We start from the raw sequence: 18,409 nt of genomic DNA, 5'->3' as shown, positions 1-18,409 counted from the left end.
TTCAGCCCGATAAAGAACTTTCCGTGACGTCGGACTGGAGCTTGCGAGATCGCCTGAAATGGCTTTCAAGTAACAAAATCATCGAAACTGAGAAGCGCACCTCTCCCCACACAACTCCGTTTCCCTCCACCGAAGCTAACAACAGCGGTGACAGGGCTATGCCGACGGCATTCGTCGTAGGGCTTCGCCCTTGGCGACGGAATTTGAAGCCTTGGCTGCCGAATAGACGAATCTATCGGATTGGCAACAAAAGCACCATCGCATCTCTCTTGTTGGCTTGCATACTGTGCGTATACCGAAAGGCTGACGTTTATGTATGGGGTTTCAAGCATCCGCCATTCATCGATACTTTTTGCTCGAAGTTCGGAATTCGACTTATTCGGCTAGAAGACGGGTTTGTTCGTTCTGTTTATCTTGGACGCCAAGGTGTGGCGCCGCTCTCTATTTGCTTTGACGAGACAGGAATCTATTTCGACCCGTCTCGCCCATCGGATCTCGAGAGCATTATCCAATCCTATAATTTTGAAGCTGATCACGCATTGATGGAACGGGCCGAACGTTGCCTGAAGCAGTTTATTGAACAGGGATTCAGCAAGTACAATGCATCGCCCGAAAGGGACGTTCTTGATATATACGGGCCGAAGAAGGGCAAGAGAATACTCGTCCTGGGGCAGGTTGAAGGCGACATGTCTCTCGTCAAGGGCCTAACACACACCATCGACAACAACGAACTGGTCCGTATCGCCGTTCGTGAAAACCCCGGCGCGCATATAATCTATAAGCCTCATCCGGAGGTTCTTCATCGAACACGCACAGAACCACCGCAGTCTGATCCCAATGACGTTAGCGATATCTGTCAGATACTTGAACAAGACATCGCGCTTGCTGACGCGTTCGCGACTATCGACCATGTCTATACAATGACGTCGCTCGCGGGCTTTGAGGCTCTCGTCCGCGGTATCAAGGTCACCTGTCTCGGCGCACCCTTCTACGCCGGGTGGGGGGCAACTGATGATCGTCAACCAGTTCCCCGCAGAACTGCGCTTCGCTCCCCGCTGGAGATCTTCGCCGCCGCATATATTCTTTATCCTCGCTACTTCGACATCAGGAGTGGCAGAAAAGTGGAGCTTGAAGAGGCGCTGGAGTTGCTGCACCGGTTGAGATCCTCCGAACTGAGGTCGGGCGGTGCCATAGCCTATGAAGGAGTGGCGGAGCCGCATGGCCACAGACGCGGGAACGTGCCTTGACGCACGACGAAAACGGACTATTAAACCAATCCGGAGGTTCATTGCCGAACAAGGACGACCCGCGGTTGTGAACAATGACGAACTCTTCTCCATCGGGAGCCGCCGTCACAGTGATCGAGTAATCTCTCGCAGCGAGAGAAGAGAAAGAGCCATGCAGCACGAGTCTTCCGTTTGGGTTCGTTGAAGCAAGTTCACCAGAGGACATCCATGTACGACACACAGCACCTCGCACCCGTTGTACACTCGGTCGAACCGTTCTTCGTCAGCGTCGATGCAACCATCCTGGACGCAATTCGCGCTATCGATGCCGGAACACAGCAAATTGCGCTGGCCGTTGATGCAGATAGAAGGCTTCTCGGTGTCGTTACCGATGGCGATATTCGCAGAGCCATATTGCGCGGAATCGAACTCTCCGCTCCCCTTGACGAGATTCTGAACAGAACCCCCGTCGTGTGCAGGTATCCTGCGCCATATGACGAACTTGCGAAAACACTGCTCGGGCAGCAGCGGATTACACGTCTGCCGGCGATCGATGCCCAAGGCCGTGTCGTCGGCCTTTACCGTACCGAAGATCTCCTCGATGAACACTTCGCCCGTGATTTTCCGGTCGTCCTGATGGCGGGCGGTCTTGGAACCCGGCTGCGCCCGTTCACCGACACTATTCCAAAACCAATGATCGACGTCGGTGGCCGGCCTATATTGGAGCACATCATCCGGCGCTTCGTCAGCCAAGGCTTCAAGCGCTTTTATGTCTCCGTCAATTATCTCTCGCACGTCATCAAGGACTATTTTGCCACGGGGGAAGCTTTCGGGGCGGAGATTCACTATCTTGAGGAAACGGAACGACTGGGCACGGCCGGAAGTCTGCGTCTACTGCCGCATGAACTGGAGGGGCCATTCTTCGTGATGAACGGGGATCTCCTGACGGCGGCCAATTTTGCAGCAATTGCAGACTACCACCTCGAGACAGGCGCCGAGGCGACGATGTGCCTGCGGGAATATACCGTCCAGGTACCCTACGGTGTCGTCGAACAAAACGGAGGCCGTTTCGTCGGAATCGAGGAGAAGCCTATGCACCGCCACTACGTTAACAGTGGCATTTATGTCCTGAATGCCTCGATATTGAGCTTGCTGCCCGAGAACGGGTACTTCGATATGCCATCGCTGTTCGATGGCCTTATGAAGAAGGACCCGAGCGCCGCTGCAGTTTTCCCACTGCGCGAATACTGGTGTGACATCGGTCAGGTATCGGATCTCGAACGCGCTCGCAGCGAAATTGCAAGACTTGCCGTGTTTTGATGCAGCACAGAGGACAGTTGCGTCGGCGAAGAGGCAAAAAAGACACAAGAAGGCATGACTTCGCATATCTAGCAATACGCACGGATATCTCCTTTTCATTTAAACTATGGACTCCTGATGTATCGTAAAATCAAAGTTCTGCCTAAGTCATTGCTGGACCTTGCAGGAATGATTGAGCGGCACGTCACGCGCGTGTCCCTTGCACTTCTTTTGCGGCTTCTCGGACAACGAATCACCGAACTTTATTTTTCGTATTTTCCCATCGTACGCCGAACGCGAGCGCGCTTCATTTGGCTGCACAACAAGATCCTGGAGAGATATGGCAAGGAGGGCGCCGATCGCTTCGCGATGAACTACCTCTGTTCACGTCCGCGCCCGCAGGACTACGAAATTGCGCTGGCGTCCACAGGTCTTGACCGTCCAGGCGAAGCTGCGGTCGCCCAGGCCCTTCCGCGTCTAGTCGCGAGTTCGGCAAAGAGTGCCGACACATCCGCCTCTTTCGTCTCCGCGCTCGTTTCCCGGGGTGATGTCGACTTGGCCCTTGAGGTCGTCGAACAGTACAGCGGGAGTGCAAATGGTAAACAGGCGGTGGATTGGTCTGCGCTGCTGTTTTCCCTCGTTCCCCATTCCCTTTCCGACCTCAACATGGAGAGCCAGCCGCTCGGTTCGACAGTGAACAAAAAGATAGGCGACAGTAGAAATCGCCTGATCGTGATGGATGAAGAGCTCTCTCCTGCAGCGATCAAGAGCCTTGCGAAGGGTGCCAGGAGACTGACGTTGCTGCAATGCAACGACCTCTACGGCCGGATTGATCTGTCATCGATTCAGAACGAAATCCCGGACTGCGAGATCGTAGTCGAGCATGCGCGTTCTCGAGTCGATCGCTTTCATAGACGGTATTTCGAACTTCATGAGAAGACACTTCATGCCGCAGAAGCGCTTTCCACGCGCTTCATTGAAGGCTCTCCTTGGCTCCGACAATTCCTATCCGACATGCAAGGATTCGAAAAAGATCTGACCTTCGAACTCAGTGACAAGCTCTTTTTCAAGGCCCTCCGCCTGGAGAGTGTGCGAAGGGCGGCCCTGGACCCGGATTTCGATAGCGTCGTGGTCTCGTTCGGAGACAACTTCGAATTATACCGGCTCTTCTTCGCGGACGCGCGGCTCTGGAGGGATCCTCGCGTAAAGGGATGTTGCCGATCCCGCAAAATAAGAACCGCCGTCAGGTATGCCAGCCGCATTGCCGAGATGCAGCGTCGAGCAGCCGTCGGAAGTGTGGCGCCGGTCCTCGATGTCATTGCTGCTATCGAGGAAAGAGAAAAGACGATCGATCGGGACCATGTACCGGGCAAAGTACGGGAATATCTGGAAGCGGCAACCAATGTCTCGCAGCTGGTGGACACCGGCAAGGTTGCAGATCGGCCAGATGTTTTGTTCGTCGCACAGGAGGGGCGAGCCTATGGCTACACGGCTGTGCAGATGGCAACACACCTTCATGCACGGTTCAACGTCGATATCGTTCTGACGATGGGCAACGTAGACAGACTTCGTCAGACCCTGGCGACCGCCCAAAAGGACCCTTACCTGAGGAAGGAGAACAGGGGGCGCCAACCGTCCTACATGAAACTGGCTGCACCGGCTCCGAACTCGGCGGCTAAAACGGCCTTTTGCGAGCTTTTCTATTTGGCTGTGGGCCCGACCGTGCGGGGTTTGCTGTGGGAAAGCAGGGATGACCAGGCGGTCCGTTGTGCAATCGACTTCCTGCTGGCCGACGGGCTTCCTCAAACCGTATTGAGCACCGCAGCGAATGCACGAGCAATCGCTGCTCTTTTCTCGCGACAGCAGTACTCGGCGGTCGCCATATCGCCGATCCGTACTCCTCGGAACCAGCAGTTTGTTACCCTCGCGCGAGAAGCAGGAATACCCAGCCTAGCCGTGGAACCTCACTGCTTGAACGCAGCCTATTGCCGCTACGGCTCTGTCCCGAGCGACTATGCGGCAGTTTATTCAGAATACTTCGCCGAGGAATACGACCGGTATTTCGGCATACCGAAAGACCGCTGCTATCCGTTCGGTTCACCGCGAGTACTGCGCCCCATAGGCTACGACCCGGTTTCCTCGCGACGGGAAGCGCGCCGGCGAATCGGGCTGCACGACGGCGACCCGCCAGTTATTGCGGTGCCGACGCAGCCAATGCCAGCCGATCACATACTTGCTGTATGGCGCATGATAATTCGTGCTGCCAAGGCGCTCGATCGTCCCGTACGCGTCATTCTTAAACCCCATCCGGAAGAGGGACCGGGGCACATCGACCGCTATCGGCAGATTATCGCCGAGGAAGACGCCGGAGCACTTTGCTACGTCGCAGACCTGGACATAAAGGACTTGCTGATCGCGAGCTCACTGGTGCTAACAACCTACAGCGTGACGGCCCTCGAAGCAGCCGTTCTCGAACGCAACGTCGTGATCGTTGGGCGCCTCGACGTTCCCTATCCGATGGAGTACGACAAGATTCTTGGTGTTCCATTCTGCCGTACGGAACAGGAAACAACGGCCGTGATCAGGGAAGCACTGACACTGCAGGACGAAGCGCGCTCCGCAGCGAGAGAATTCAGGGCGGAGAACCCTTATCTTTTCGACAATTCGACTTTTGAAAACCTGACAGCCGCCGTCGAAGATGTCATTGCAAAGGGCCGCGAAGGAATCCGCGCCACCGACGAACTCCCCTCCTCCCTCTTTGTGACAGCTCCTTTCCGAGAATATCTGGTATGAACGAGTCCTTCTCCATTGCCGACAAGACCATCGGCCGCGACAGCCCCTGCTTCATCATCGCAGAGATTGGGGTCAATCATAACGGCGATCCTGACCTCGCGGCTAAGCTTGTGACCGCCGCCCGGAACGCGGGGGCCGACGCCGTGAAGTTTCAGACTTTCCGCGCCGATCGCCTAGTGGTTCGTGCGACACCCACTGCCGAATACCAGAAAGCCAACACCAACCTCACCGATCAGCACGCGATGTTGGCCGCACTGGAACTCAGCGAAGCAGCTCATCTCGAATTGCTGGCGCAGTGCCGCAGAGAGGGCATCATATTCCTCTCCTCGCCCTTCGATCTGGACAGCATCGATATGCTCGACAGGCTCGATGTTCCGGTTTTCAAAGTCCCCTCGCCCGATTGCGTTTCGCAATCTTACTTAGAACGCATGGGCTCCAAGAAGCGACCAGTCATATTGTCGACTGGAATGTGCGATCTCGAAGAGGTCGCCTTTGGCGTCAAGACACTGACAAATGCCGGCAGCGAGCATATCGCGCTGTTGCACTGCACGAGTTGTTACCCGGCACCGCCCGAGGAATTGAACCTCCGCGTCATTCCGGCGCTTGCGGATATTACCGGGTTGCCGGTCGGCTACTCTGACCACTCCGACGGCATTGCCGTCTCGATTGCTGCCGTCGCTCTCGGCGCCTGTGTAATCGAAAAACACATGACGCTTGACCGAAACCTGCCTGGCCCCGATCACAAGGCGTCACTCGAGCCTGACGAGTTCACCGCGATGGTGTCGGGCATCCGCAACGTGGAGCGAGCACTCGGTCGCCCAGTCAAAGCGCCTCAGCCCTGCGAGACCTCGGCTAGGCAGCTCGGACGACGCAGCGTCGCAGTCAGTCGCGACCTACCCGCGGGACACAGGCTGACGCCCGATGATCTCATTTTACTGCGGCCGGGAACAGGCCTCGCTCCCCGGATGGAGCGTGCACTCGTCGGTCGCGTTCTGAGCCGGCCGGTCTCCGTGAATACGCTGATCGCGTTCGAGGATCTGGCATGAGACAATCGATCGGATTGATCCTGCTCGGGGCCGGTGGGCACGCGAAGGTGGTCGCCGAGCTTGCCCGCTCGACGGGCTGGCACGTTGCCGGCTTTCTTGCGCCAGCGAGCGGACAAGGCGGAAGCAATCTCGATGCCCCATTGTTGGGCGACGGTCGCGATTTGACGGCCGATCCGCGTTGGCTCGAAGAACACGACCTCTTTCCCGCCATCGGTAATAGCGAGGTTCGTTGGCGGGAGTTCGTGCGCCTTACTGCTGTCGGGGCGCGCATTCCGTCGCTCGTCCATCCAAATGCAGTCGTCTCGTCCTCGGCTCGGGTCGAGGCGGGGGTAGTCGTAATGGCAGGTGCGATCGTCCAGGCAGACGCCATGATCGGTCCCGCGGTGATCGTCAATACCGGAGCCCAAGTGGATCACGATTGCGAGATCGGCGCGGGCGCAATGATTGCTCCCGGTGCGATACTGTGCGGCGGCGTACACGTTGGAGAGCATGCCTTCGTAGGAGCCGGCGCTGTACTCGTGCCAGGTATCCGTGTCGGCAAGGGTGCGTTTGTCGGCGCGGGGACCACCGTCGTCAACGATCTGGGCGACGGAACGCAACTGAAAGCGTCGCGACGAACCCATGGCACCTCGACCGCGGGGTAGATGATGTTCGAGTTTAGACCATATCGTGCCGGTGACGAGCCGGCGATTACCGCTCTCTTTCAGGACGTCTTCGGGCGGCCGATGAGCCTTGACTTCTGGCGTTGGCGCTTTCTTGACCATCCTGCCGGCGGCCCGTTGGTCATGTTGGCATTTGCCGGCGACACGCTCGTCGGACACTATGCAGCCAGTCATGCTCCCTTGAGCATTCACGGCGAATACTATCCAGCGGCCCTCTCCATGACCACGATGACTCATCCGGAGTGGCGTGGCCGACGGTTGTTCGAGAGAACCGCCGAAGCGTTCTACGCCACCCTTCCCGGGAGCGGAATATCGGCAGTCTATGGCTTTCCCAATGCTGCCGTCCATGCCCTTCGCCTCATGCGGGCGGGTTGGCGTGACACCTATGAAGTTCCGACGCTGATCCTTGACGTGGAGACTGCACGCCATTCGCCAAGACAGGATTCGTCCGTCTGCGTCGCGAACCGCATCGACGAGAGGTTCGACCGCTTCAACACGAGGGTAGCTGCTGACTTACCCATCATCGCCCACCGAAGCGCTGATATCCTCTCCTGGAGAGTCGATCGTAATCCTGACAATACCTACACCCGTTTCGTGCTCGAGGATGGTGAGGACATTGCCGGTTATGCGATTACCAAGCTCTACGGCACTGACATGATCGATCTGGTGGAAATGCGTTGTGCCGACGGCGCCGCGGCCCGAGCACTGATCAATACGATCGCTGCCCGTGCGGCAGCCGAAGGTCGAAAGCGAATTGCAACCTGGTGCCTTCCGGCGGATGTTCATCGCCTGCCGCTGGAAGTGGCCGGCTTCAAGGCGGCTGCGCCGGTGACGTATTTCGGCGGTCGGATATTCAAGACACTTCCAGCCGACCTGACCGACAGCCGGCTATGGCGGCTCTCGATGTTGGATTCCGATCTATACTGAATGAAAGCAATATGACCAGAACAGTCCATTTCCTGACCGGAATTCGCTCCGAATACGACATTCTCGCACCGATCATTGCGGCAGTTGATGCGCAACCGGATCTCGAGGCCGGCGTAATCGTCACCGGAGCCCATCTGACCGATCTGCACGGCCAATCCGTGCGCCAGATCGAAGCCGACGGTTATCGCATCGCCGCACGCATCGATTCGTTGCTTGCCTCCGATGGCTTGGGCGGACGAGTGAAAGGCATGGCGCTGCAACTGGCCGGCCTGACCGACCTGTTCGCCCGCGAGCGGCCAGACTTCCTGGTCGTGATGGGGGACCGCGAGGAGGTGATGACCGGCGCCGTGGCGGCCATCTATCATCACATACCGATCGTGCACGTCGGCGGTGGCGACCACGCCGATGACGGCAATGTCGACAATCTTGTCCGTCACGCCGTGTCGAAGATGGCGCACCTGCACATGGCCACTACGGAGCTCAGCGGCAACCGTCTGCGGCAACTGGGAGAGGAAGATTGGCGTATCCACGTCACGGGCGCATCTGGTCTCGATCGGATCATAGCGACCCCCGACATGACGCGAGCCGACCTTGAGAGCGCACTCGGTGTGGTGTGGCACGGTGAGCCCTTTGCGGTCCTGCTCTATCATCCGACGATCACCGATTTTGCCGAGGCACGAGCTCACATGGCCTCGATTACACGCGTGCTGGAGGGGAGCGGCCTCAATATCGCGGTTATGGCGCCCAATTCCGATCCGGGAAATCAGGCGATCAGTCTTGAGATCGATGCACTGATTGCGCGCTGCCCCAAAGCCAAAGCCTTCACCTTCCTCGAGCGAAAGGTGTTCATCAACATGCTGCGCCACGCGCGCGTAATGGTGGGCAATTCGTCCGCCGGCATTCTCGAGGCCCCCAGCATGGGACTGCCTGTGGTCAATATCGGCATCCGCCAGAGAGGGCGCGAGCATGGCGACAACGTGATCTTTACCGAGTACGACGCCGGGGAAATCGCCGCGGCCATCACCAGGGCCACAACGGACGAGAGCTTCCGCGCCCTGGTGGCGCAGCGACGAACGCCCTATGGAGATGGCAAGGCCGGGCAGCGGATTACCGAGGTCTTGCGCACGGTCGAGCTGGGCCGCGGCCTGCTCGATAAGAAATGGGTTCAGGGAGTATGATAATGCTGTTGGAAAGCGGACGTGGACCGATTCTGGTCGTGGCCCCCCATCCGGACGACGAAACGCTGGGCGCCGGCGGCCTCTTGCTGCGCGCGCGCGCGGCCGGCCGGCCGATCCACTGGCTGATCGTCACCGGCATCACCACCGAACAGGGCTGGCCGGCCGAGAAAGTGGCTCGTCGCGAAACCGAGATCGACGCAGTCGCCAAGGCATTCGGCTTTGCCGGCGTCCACCGGCTCGACCTGCCCTCGGCCAAGCTCGAAACCCTTCCGCTCGGCGACGTGATCGGCGGCGTCGGCAAGGTCGTCAACTCCGTCAAGCCGGAGATCATCCTCGTTCCGCATCGCGGCGACGCCCATTCGGACCACCACGTGGTCCATGCGGCGGCAACGGCTTGCGCAAAATGGTTCCGTTATCCCTCGGTACGCTGGACCCTGGTCTACGAGACCCTGTCCGAGACCGATGCCGGCCTGTTCGCCAGCGATCCTTTCCTTCCCAACATCTTCGTAGACATCAGCGAACAGCTGGAGGAAAAGCTCCGCATCACCACGATGTTCAACGACGAGATCGGTGAGTTCCCCTTCCCCCGCAGCCTCGAGGCCATCCGAGCGCTGGCGATGACACGCGGAGCCGCGTCGGGAACCAGAGCGGCGGAAGCCTTCATACTGTTGCGCGGCCGGTTCTGACCCCCAGGGCGCCGCGGGAACAGCCCCTGCTACAAGCCCTCGAAACTTGCCACTCAACGATGCATCCACTAAGCCTTTGATCGTCAGAAAGGCGGCGCCTCAAAACGTCGCGAGACGCAGCAAAGGCCACAGGAACAACCCGAACCACATGCTTCCCACTTACCCCCGAATACCCGGCAAACGTAGCCTGGAGGATGGATTGCGCAGGATCGGCCAGACCGTGCGCTGGTGGATGGAAGGTGCGCCCGGCAGGCAGGAGCGCAAGAAATATTTCCGGCTCTACGAGCAGGGGGAGTTCGAGGAGGCGGCGCTCGCCCTTCGCGATGCGCTGACCGCCGCGCCCAACGATTCGGAGCTGACGCTGCAGGTGGCGAACCTCTCGCGCTTCGGCCTCCTGCCCCTGGAAGACGCCCTGCCCCTGCTCCGGAACGTGATCTCCAAGGCACCGCCGGCGCTGGCACGCCGGGCGCTGATCCAGCTTTTCAACCTGCTGTGGGAACGGAAGGGGGCCGAGACGGCCATGGCCTGGTTTCCGCATCTCGTCCGAGAAAGCGAGAAATCGCCCCGCCTGCTCTTGCGCGCGGCCGCTCTTGCCAATGAAGCGAGGCACACGACGGAGGCGTTCGCGTTGCTTGCCCGGGTCGGCCGCAGTGATCCTTCTGCGCTTGCCTCCATGGGCTACGTCGACCTCATCCTGGCTGCGGCGGACGCCGGCGCCGCAGAGCTTCCGCAGGCGCCCCGCGCACGTACCGTTGCCGACTACTTGTCCCGCTTCGAAGGCCGCTTCGCCGAGATGACCGCCGCCGTTTCCGGCAACGTGGCCGTGGTCGCAAACGGCCCTTCGCTCTTGGGCGCTCGCCTCGGCGGCACGATTGATTCGCACCAACTGGTCGCTCGCTTCAACAATCACGCCGCGATGCCGGGATCCGTCGACCTCGGTGAACGGACGGACATCTGGTTCCGTCCGGCCGAATTCACCCACGTACCGAGATGCGAGACGCCCGCGGTCCGGCTCATCGCCCTGACCGGCTGCAACATCCGCAACCGGTATTCGAACGGCCTCCAGCTTCTCGAGCCCCACGTGCAGGCGGGACTGCCCGTCGAACTGGTGCCGACGCGACTGTACCGGCACCTGTTTGCCGCCCTGGACGCCTCTCCAAGCGCCGGTCTGATCGGGCTCGCCTGGGTGCAGGGCGAGATTGGAAGAAAATTGTCTCCGGGACAGGTTTTCGGTTATTCGCTCGAGCGCAATACTTCCGCCGTCTCGCATTATTATGGTAAGCGCCATACCGGATCCTGGCCCAGCCGCCACAACTGGCAGGCCGAGCAGGCTTTCTTCCAGTCACTCATGAGCGAGGTCATATCCGCGTGATACCAACAGTTCTGATCGTTGGCTGCGGCAATATCGGACGCCGACACATAGAAGCGCTTGCAGCGGCTGACCGGCCGCTGCGCGTCATCGGCATCGAGCCGGGCGAAGCCGCCCGTGCCCAGGCGGCGGCACTCCTTGCTCCCTTCGCTGAAGGATCGACGGTGCTTGCCGACATGCACGGAGTGCCGGACGTCGCGGACCTTGCGATTATCGCCACCTCGGCAGCCCATCGCCGGTCGGCCTTCGAGGCTTTGCTTGCGCGCTGCGCGCCCAAGGCCGTGATCTTCGAAAAGGTGCTTTTCACGACACGTGCCGACCTGGACGCCGTCGGCCAGTTGCTGGCGGCGCGGGCAATCCCCGCCTTCGTCAATTGCGGTCGCCGCGGATTTCCCGCCTATGACCGGCTGCGCGAGCGGCTGGCAGGCCGGCGCGGCCTGTCGATGGACGTCATGGGTGCCGGCTGGAATCTCGGCTCCAATGCCATCCATTTCATCGACCTTGCCGAGCATGTCCTCGGTGACCACACCGTTACGCTCGACGAAACCGGCCTCAACCCCAAGCCCGAGCCGGCGCGCATTGCAGGGTGTGTCGACCTTTTCGGCACCCTGCGCGGCAAACTGGCAGGCGGCGGCACGATCGCCATCACCCAAGATCGCGCGCCCGGCGCCCCGGTTTCAATCACCTTCTTCGGTGACGGAGAAAGCTGGCGCGTCGAGGAAGGCGCGAAAAGGCTCATCCATCGCAATGCGGCCGGAGAAGAGGACGAACAGGTCTTCGAAACCCTCTTCGTCAGCGGCATGCCCCATCTCTACACCGAAATCCTCGACGGCAAGGGATGTCGCCTGACGCCCTACGAACAGTCGGCGGCGCAGCACGCGCTGTTCCTCGACGCCTTCCGTCGACGCCTCGGCCTTTCTACATCGGAGGACGTGCCTTGCCCGATCAGCTGACCCCCCTGCTCCTTGTCGGCACCGGCGCGATGTCGGGCGCCTATGCCAAGGTGCTCAAAGCGCTCGGTCAGCCCTTCGTCACGGCGGGCCGCGGCGCAGAGCGCGCCGAGGCCTTTGCCCAGGAATGGGGCGTTGAGGCCGGCCACGGCCCACTGCCCGAGCAGATCGCAAGGTTTGATACCGTTCCAGAAACCGCGATCGTCGCCGTCAGCGCGGTCAACCTTGCCGAAGCAACCGCGCAACTCATCAAGGCCGGCGTGCGCCGACTGCTGGTGGAAAAGCCAGTCGCCCTCAATCAGGCCGATGCCGAAAAGCTGGACGCCCTCGCACGAGATGCGGGCGCCGAAGTCCATGTCGCCTACAACCGCCGTTTCTACGCGTCGGTCGAGGCCGCGCGGAAGATCATCGACGCCGACGGCGGCGTGCTGTCGGTCAAGTTCGACTTCACCGAGGCACGCACGCGCATCGAAGCGCTGGACAAGGATCCGGCCGAACTTGCGGGCTGGCTCTACGGCAATTCGACCCACGTTATCGATCTCGCCTTCTTCCTCGGCGGCCACCCGAAGACGATCTTTGCCCAGAGCCGTGGCGGTCTGGCTTGGCATCCGTCGGGCGCGGTCTTCGCCGGCTCCGGCACGACCGACCGGGGTGCAACGTTTTCCTATCACGCGAACTGGCTTGCCCCAGGGCGCTGGGGCGTCGAGTTGATGACCCCCAGAAGCCGCCTCATCCTGCAACCGATGGAGCAGCTGTTCTTGCAGCATCAGGGCAGTTTCGCTGTTGAACCGGTCGCCATTGACGACGCGCTGGATCGAGAATTCAAGCCCGGCCTCTACAGGCAAACCGAGGCGTTTCTATCCGGCAACCCAGATCCCCGCCTCATGCGCCTGTCAGAACAGGCCAAGACTTTCCAAGTCTATACCGTCATACGCGACGGAAACAGTCCGAAATCCGAAGGAGAAAACCGGTCATGAGCAACCTGTCTGGCAAAACAATCCTTGTGACCGGTGCCGACGGCTTTATCGGCTCGCATCTGGTCGAACATCTGGTGCGCCAAGGCCTCAAGGTTCGCGCCTTCTCGCTCTACAACAGTTTCGGCACTTGGGGCTGGCTCGACCGTGTCGCGCCGGACGTGCAGGGTTCTTTCGAAGTATTCAGCGGGGACATTCGCGATCCGAACGGGGTCGCAACCGCCATGCGCGGCTGCGATATCGTACTGCACCTGGCAGCCCTGATCGCGATTCCTTATTCATATCATTCGCCCGACACCTATATCGACACGAACGTAAAGGGCACGCTCAACGTGCTCCAGGCGGCCCGCCTGCTGAAAACTGAACGGATCGTCCATACCTCTACCAGCGAAGTGTACGGCACCGCTCAATTCGTGCCTATCACCGAAGAGCATCCACTGGTCGGCCAGTCGCCGTACTCCGCATCGAAGATCGGCGCGGACCAGCTTGCGCTGTCGTTCTACCGCTCTTTCGGAACACCAGTGACCGTGATCCGCCCGTTCAATACCTTCGGCCCGCGCCAGTCGACACGTGCGGTCCTGCCAACAATCATCACCCAGCTTGCGGCAGGCAAGAAAGAAGTCCATCTCGGCAAGCTCAGCCCGACCCGAGACTTCACCTACGTTGCCGATACGGTTAAAGCTTTCCAGGCCATGGCAGAAAGCCCCAACGTTCTCGGCGAGGTTGTCAACTTCGGCAGCGGCTTCGAGATCTCGATCGAAGAGAGTGTCCGCACCATCATCGACATCATGGGCGTGGACGCGCAGATCGTCTCTGAAGAACAGCGTCAGCGTCCTGAACTCAGCGAAGTCGATCGCCTCTGGGCTGGTATCGAGAAGGCGAAGCGCCTCACTGATTGGAATCCTGGCTATTCGGGCCGCGACGGCTTCGCCCGCGGCATTCGCGAGACGATTGACTGGTTCAGCAACCCGGCCAACCTAGCTCTGTACAAAGCCGACACCTACGGGATCTGAAATGGCAAACCTCGACATCCTACGTGCCGTCCAAGTGTTGCGCGAAACGGCCGCGCCCGACGGCAAGTCCGTCGTCCTGCACGAGCCGCGCTTTGCCGGCGCGGAGTGGGAATACGTCAAGGACTGCCTCGACACCGGTTGGGTCTCGTCAGTGGGCGCTTATGTCGACCGCTTCGAGAAGGAACTTGCCGACGCCTTCGGCGTTCGTCGCGCGGTAGCCGCGGTCAACGGAACCGCCGCCCTGCACATCGCACTGATGCTCGCAGGCGTGAAGGCCGGCGACGAGGTTCTCGTTCCCGCGCTGACCTTCGCCGCGACCGCCAATGCCGTTGCCTATTGCGGCGCCATCCCGCACTTCGTCGACGGCTCGATGGAAACCCTCGGGCTCAATCCGGACGCGCTTGACGCCGGGCTTTCCGAAATCGCCGAACCGGGCGAAGACGGTCCGATCAACCGGAAGACCGGCCGCCGCGTGGCCGCCGTCGTGCCGATGCACGCCTTCGGCCATCCGATGGCGATCGACCGGCTGCTCGAGGTCAGCGAAAAATGGGGCATTCCCGTCGTGGAGGACGCAGCGGAATCGCTCGGAAGCCTGTCGAACGGACGCCCGCTCGGTGGGCGCGGCAAGCTCGGCATCACCAGCTTCAACGGCAACAAGATCATCACCACCGGCGGTGGCGGTGCCGTCCTGACCAACGACGAGGAGCTCGGCGCGCGCGCCAAGTACCTGACCACGACGGCTAAACGCCCGCACCGCTGGGCCTTTTGGCATGACGAGCTTGGCTATAACTACCGCCTTCCGAACCTGAATGCGGCACTCGGCTGCGCTCAGCTTCAGCAATTGCCCATCTTCCTCGCCGCCAAACGTCGACTGGCCGAACGTTATCGGCAGGCGTTCGAGGGTGTGGAAGGGCTCCGCTTCTTCACCGAGCCTGAGAACGCGAAAAGCAATTACTGGCTGAATGCCGTGATCCTCGACGAGGCCTCGCAACGCGACGACTTCCTGGCCGCCACCAACGATGCCGGCCTGATGACCCGCCCCTGCTGGGCGTTGATGTGCGACCTGCCAATGTACGAAACAAGCCCCTCCATGCCCCTGCCGGTCGCCCGCGCCATCGAGCAGCGGCTGGTCAACATTCCCAGCAGCGCCGTGCTTGGATTGGAGCCCACCGAATGAACGAGATGACGCGGACGAGTTTTTCAGATATGGGCCATCCCGACTCGATCGACTTCGCCATCGACGCCGCCAAGGCTGCTGCTGAAGCTGGTGCCCTCGATGAAGCCGTTCGGTGGTTTGACCTTTGTCGCACGCTCTTGACCACTTCCGCGCCCGCGGTGAAGCTGAAATTGCGCCTCGACGCGAACATGCAGAGCATCGCCGAGGAGGCCGAGCGTTGCCACGAGGCCCTGTTAAAGCGTTCAGCAACCCATGACGCCACCACCCGAATGGTCATTATCGGAGACTCTCTGGCCCTGCCGCGTCCGGAAGAGATGGAGAGTTTTCCCGCGTGTCTGGATCAAGCCTATCCCGGGATCGTGCTGAACCGCCTGCAGGTTCCCGAGGAGAATAAGAAGGCGAGTGTCTGGGCGCATTGCCAGCGATATTTCACGACGAACGACGCAGTGGAACTGCTCCAGGCAAATTCAGACGTCCTCGCAGACGCCCATGTCTTGTTGCATCTAGGATTGAATGATGCAGCACTACGCATGTTCATGGAGAACCAGAGGCTAGCCATTGCGCTACTGCCGCCGCCGATTTCCGACAAGATCTTGGCATTCAGTCGCCAGTATCGCCGAGAAATCATCAACGCCTTTCCCGGCTTCTGTTATGTCCCTGTCGCACAATACCGTGCCAATCTACATCGCATCGCCTCTATCGCGTACGATGCAGGCGCGGCCAGCCTCACCTTCACGACAGTCATCGTCGTGCCTTGGAAATTTTGGCCGGCAACGCCCGGCGTATGCCACAACTTCACCACGTACAATTTGGCGATTATGGACGTTGCCGCAGAGGTCGGGGCCAATGTCTTGGACGTCGACCGGCTGATGTGGCAGAACAACGTGGCTCGTACACTGAACAAGGATGGCATGCATCTTTCCCCGGTCGGGCACGAGCTTCTGGCCGACGCCTGGATAAAGCAGGTGCTCGCCTGAGCATGTTTCACGGCACGCGATCAGCGAGCGTTGACGAGCACAGAAATCATGCAGTTCGCGTGAGCGCGGCATGGCCTATCAACAGGATACTATCTTTATGACCAGTACTAGTTCATCCCCCAGGTTCGTCTGCACGATCTGCGCTCGCGGCGGCTCGAAAGGCGTCCCGGGCAAGAACATCCGCATGCTGGTCGACAAGCCGCTTATCGCGCACTCGATCGCTCAGGCAAAGGCAACGGGCCTTTTCGAAGCGGTAGCGGTCAGCAGCGACAGTCCCGAGATCCTCGAAGTTGCGGGGCAATACGGTGCCGATATCCTGATCCGGCGTCCGGATGAACTGGCGACCGACGAATCCGGCAAGCTGCCGGCAATCCTGCACGCCCTCGCAGAAGTCGAATGTCAGCTTGGTTTCGAGGCGGACTATCTGATCGATCTGGACGCCACGTCGCCGCTTCGTTTTCCTGAAGATATCAAGGCGTGCGCCGATATTCTCACCGAAACCGGATGCAGTTGCGTGCTAACTGGCTATCCCGCCCATCGATCGCCGTATTTTAATCTGCTGGAGCGAGCCAAGGATGGTAGCATCTCTCTCAGCAAACAACTTCCAGACCCCGTGTTGCGCCGTCAGGACAGCCCGGAGTGCTTCGACATGAACGGCTCCGTCTATGGCTGGAGGCGCGAGGCTCTGCGGGTGGATCCGGGTATCTTCTACCCGGACACGAAGCTCTATGTCATGCCGCGGGATCGCTCGATCGATGTCGATGAAGAACTGGATTTTGATATCATCAAGATGATCATGGAGCATCGTGCAAAGAGTTGAGAGCTGACGACGACGGCATCTCTGCTACGTGTCGTGTTAGGTCTCCTGCTCCGCTTTCTCAGGCGGTCCCGCTCCGTTCGTCCGCCACCATTCGCTGCAAGAGGTCAAGGGCTCCTTCAAACTCGAGGGGCTCGCCCGATATCGGATGTCGATAACGGGGGTACAGAACATAGGCGGCGGCAAATATCTCCTCGACTGACCGGCGCGCCGTGCGGCGGGGGCAATGTTCTCTGTCCTCCGTGACCCCCCAGCCTGAATAAAACGGTGACCCGAAACAGGTCACCGGAATACCCCGGATGAGAGCTTCAAAACCGGAGAGAGAGGTCATCGTGTAGACGCGATCGACGGTTTCGAACGCGTCAGCCAATGCGATGTCTTCGTCCAGCACGAGACAGATATCCCGGACCTCGTTCGGATTTGACTGACGCGGTCGCCTGCGAAGACCCTTTAGGGCTTCTGGATGTGGCTTATAGATCACTTGGGCATCAGGATTCTCCCCGACCACCTCGCGGACGAAGTCATTGTTCGTCATTCGCCGCGTCATGCCTTTTATCATGGACATATCGCCTTCGATCTGCCCGACGACCAGAATGCGACGCTTCGTCTTCGGTCCGTAGAGAACCTGCACGTCCGTAGCTCGGCCTGCGTTGTATTTGCTGAGCCGCGACCAAACGAAGGTGGAGATTCCCCGGCGCGCACGACCAATCAGCTCCGGGTTGTTTTTGAAATCGTACGTCTGGAGGATGTGCTCCAGATCACTTTCGACGGTCGCATCGAAGTAGAGCGCCTTTTCGGCAAAACAGAGCGAAAGTGGTGGCGTTTGCTCCGATCCAAATCCGACAGAGCGGAGAAACCCGTCCTCGACCCGCACCAGAGGTACGGAGTAAGAGCGACAAAGAAACTCGACGTACCAAGGTGCGCTATAGCTCCAGACGCAAATGCTGGAGGAGCTGCCCCGTAGTATCTGCGGGATCCGTCTGAGAAAGTCGGGCAAGGACAGTACCCCGGTCACGCAGCGAATCACGCGGCTTTCCGGCAGCCAACGAGGCATGAACGTCTTCCACGGCTTGAAGCCAATCAGGAAAACCGTCGGCCTCACACCTCGCTCCGGTCGATCTGAAGCACGATCATGTGAGTCTTCTTTCATTCGGATCCAGTTCACTCCTACTGCAGCCATGCAATTAGCCGTGAAAGCGCCATCTGGCAACAAAGCGGATCGTGTCCCAGCGCGTGGTGTAGCTGGATTTCATAGCCATCGGTGATTTCCGGTAGGGTCGGGTTGCTTAGATCCAACCTGAAGGACACCACCGAT

General features: G+C 59.8%; 16 protein-coding genes. 15 read left to right on the top strand and 1 reads right to left on the bottom strand.

Going from position 1 to position 18,409, the window contains the following annotated elements; genetic code table 11:
• Positions 1 to 23 precede the first annotated feature (23 nt).
• The 15 genes from NHF53_RS13020 (at position 24) to NHF53_RS12950 (ending at position 17,097) form a co-directional block, all read left to right on the top strand.
• The gene (locus NHF53_RS13020) at positions 24 to 1,247 is read left to right on the top strand and encodes a capsular polysaccharide biosynthesis protein (RefSeq protein ID WP_252834530.1); all 1,224 of its coding nucleotides are present in this window, start codon (positions 24 to 26) and stop codon (positions 1,245 to 1,247) included.
• 207 nt (positions 1,248 to 1,454) lie between these two features.
• Complete coding sequence (locus NHF53_RS13015; RefSeq protein WP_252834529.1) at positions 1,455 to 2,546, top strand: nucleotidyltransferase family protein; 1,092 nt, start codon at positions 1,455 to 1,457, stop codon at positions 2,544 to 2,546.
• A gap of 117 nt (positions 2,547 to 2,663) precedes the next feature.
• Entirely contained in the window at positions 2,664 to 5,318 is a 2,655-nt protein-coding gene (locus NHF53_RS13010; protein WP_252834528.1) for a CDP-glycerol glycerophosphotransferase family protein, read from the top strand.
• On the top strand, positions 5,315 to 6,364 hold the full coding sequence (gene neuB / locus NHF53_RS13005) for an N-acetylneuraminate synthase (protein ID WP_252834527.1): 1,050 nt from the start codon (positions 5,315 to 5,317) through the stop codon (positions 6,362 to 6,364). Before NHF53_RS13010 ends, neuB begins: the two co-directional genes overlap by 4 nt.
• Positions 6,361 to 7,008: an acetyltransferase gene (locus NHF53_RS13000; RefSeq protein WP_252834526.1), complete on the top strand. Its 648-nt coding sequence runs from the start codon at positions 6,361 to 6,363 to the stop codon at positions 7,006 to 7,008. The genes neuB and NHF53_RS13000 overlap by 4 nt, the downstream gene beginning before the upstream one ends.
• Complete coding sequence (locus tag NHF53_RS12995) at positions 7,009 to 7,953, top strand: GNAT family N-acetyltransferase (protein ID WP_308218655.1); 945 nt, start codon at positions 7,009 to 7,011, stop codon at positions 7,951 to 7,953. It abuts the gene before it with no gap.
• Between the two features lie 11 nt (positions 7,954 to 7,964).
• A complete protein-coding gene (gene neuC / locus NHF53_RS12990; RefSeq protein WP_252834524.1) occupies positions 7,965 to 9,131 on the top strand; it encodes a UDP-N-acetylglucosamine 2-epimerase in 1,167 nt (388 codons plus the stop codon).
• Between the two features lie 2 nt (positions 9,132 to 9,133).
• A complete protein-coding gene (locus NHF53_RS12985; protein ID WP_252834523.1) occupies positions 9,134 to 9,817 on the top strand; it encodes a PIG-L deacetylase family protein in 684 nt (227 codons plus the stop codon).
• A 199-nt stretch (positions 9,818 to 10,016) separates the two neighbouring features.
• Complete coding sequence (locus tag NHF53_RS12980) at positions 10,017 to 11,189, top strand: glycosyltransferase family 29 protein (RefSeq protein ID WP_252834522.1); 1,173 nt, start codon at positions 10,017 to 10,019, stop codon at positions 11,187 to 11,189.
• Entirely contained in the window at positions 11,186 to 12,139 is a 954-nt protein-coding gene (locus NHF53_RS12975) for a Gfo/Idh/MocA family oxidoreductase (protein WP_252834521.1), read from the top strand. Before NHF53_RS12980 ends, NHF53_RS12975 begins: the two co-directional genes overlap by 4 nt.
• Positions 12,124 to 13,113, top strand: a complete 990-nt coding sequence (locus NHF53_RS12970; RefSeq protein WP_252834520.1) for a Gfo/Idh/MocA family protein — start codon at positions 12,124 to 12,126, stop codon at positions 13,111 to 13,113. Before NHF53_RS12975 ends, NHF53_RS12970 begins: the two co-directional genes overlap by 16 nt.
• Positions 13,110 to 14,123, top strand: coding sequence for an NAD-dependent 4,6-dehydratase LegB (locus NHF53_RS12965; protein WP_252834519.1), 1,014 nt, complete (start codon positions 13,110 to 13,112; stop codon positions 14,121 to 14,123). The genes NHF53_RS12970 and NHF53_RS12965 overlap by 4 nt, the downstream gene beginning before the upstream one ends.
• A 1-nt stretch (position 14,124) precedes the next feature.
• Complete coding sequence (locus NHF53_RS12960) at positions 14,125 to 15,300, top strand: LegC family aminotransferase (protein ID WP_252834518.1); 1,176 nt, start codon at positions 14,125 to 14,127, stop codon at positions 15,298 to 15,300.
• Positions 15,297 to 16,277 carry a GDSL-type esterase/lipase family protein gene (locus tag NHF53_RS12955; RefSeq protein WP_252834517.1) on the top strand — a complete coding sequence of 327 codons (981 nt, stop codon included), beginning with the start codon at positions 15,297 to 15,299 and terminating at the stop codon, positions 16,275 to 16,277. The genes NHF53_RS12960 and NHF53_RS12955 overlap by 4 nt, the downstream gene beginning before the upstream one ends.
• 70 nt (positions 16,278 to 16,347) lie before the next feature.
• The gene (locus NHF53_RS12950) at positions 16,348 to 17,097 is read left to right on the top strand and encodes a cytidylyltransferase domain-containing protein (RefSeq protein ID WP_252834516.1); all 750 of its coding nucleotides are present in this window, start codon (positions 16,348 to 16,350) and stop codon (positions 17,095 to 17,097) included.
• Positions 17,098 to 17,155: 58 nt separating this feature from the next.
• Here NHF53_RS12950 and NHF53_RS12945 read toward each other — a convergent pair whose 3' ends face one another.
• Positions 17,156 to 18,196 (bottom strand): capsular polysaccharide biosynthesis protein, encoded by a 1,041-nt coding sequence (locus tag NHF53_RS12945; protein WP_252834515.1) that lies wholly within the window; start codon positions 18,194 to 18,196, stop codon positions 17,156 to 17,158.
• Between the last annotated feature and the right edge of the window lie 213 nt (positions 18,197 to 18,409).

The organism is Ciceribacter sp. RN22 (assembly GCF_024054295.1).
GTDB lineage: Bacteria > Pseudomonadota > Alphaproteobacteria > Rhizobiales > Rhizobiaceae > Allorhizobium > Allorhizobium lividum.
The sequence above is the reverse complement of the archived record's forward strand: the minus strand, read 5'-3'. Positions and strand labels throughout refer to the sequence as shown.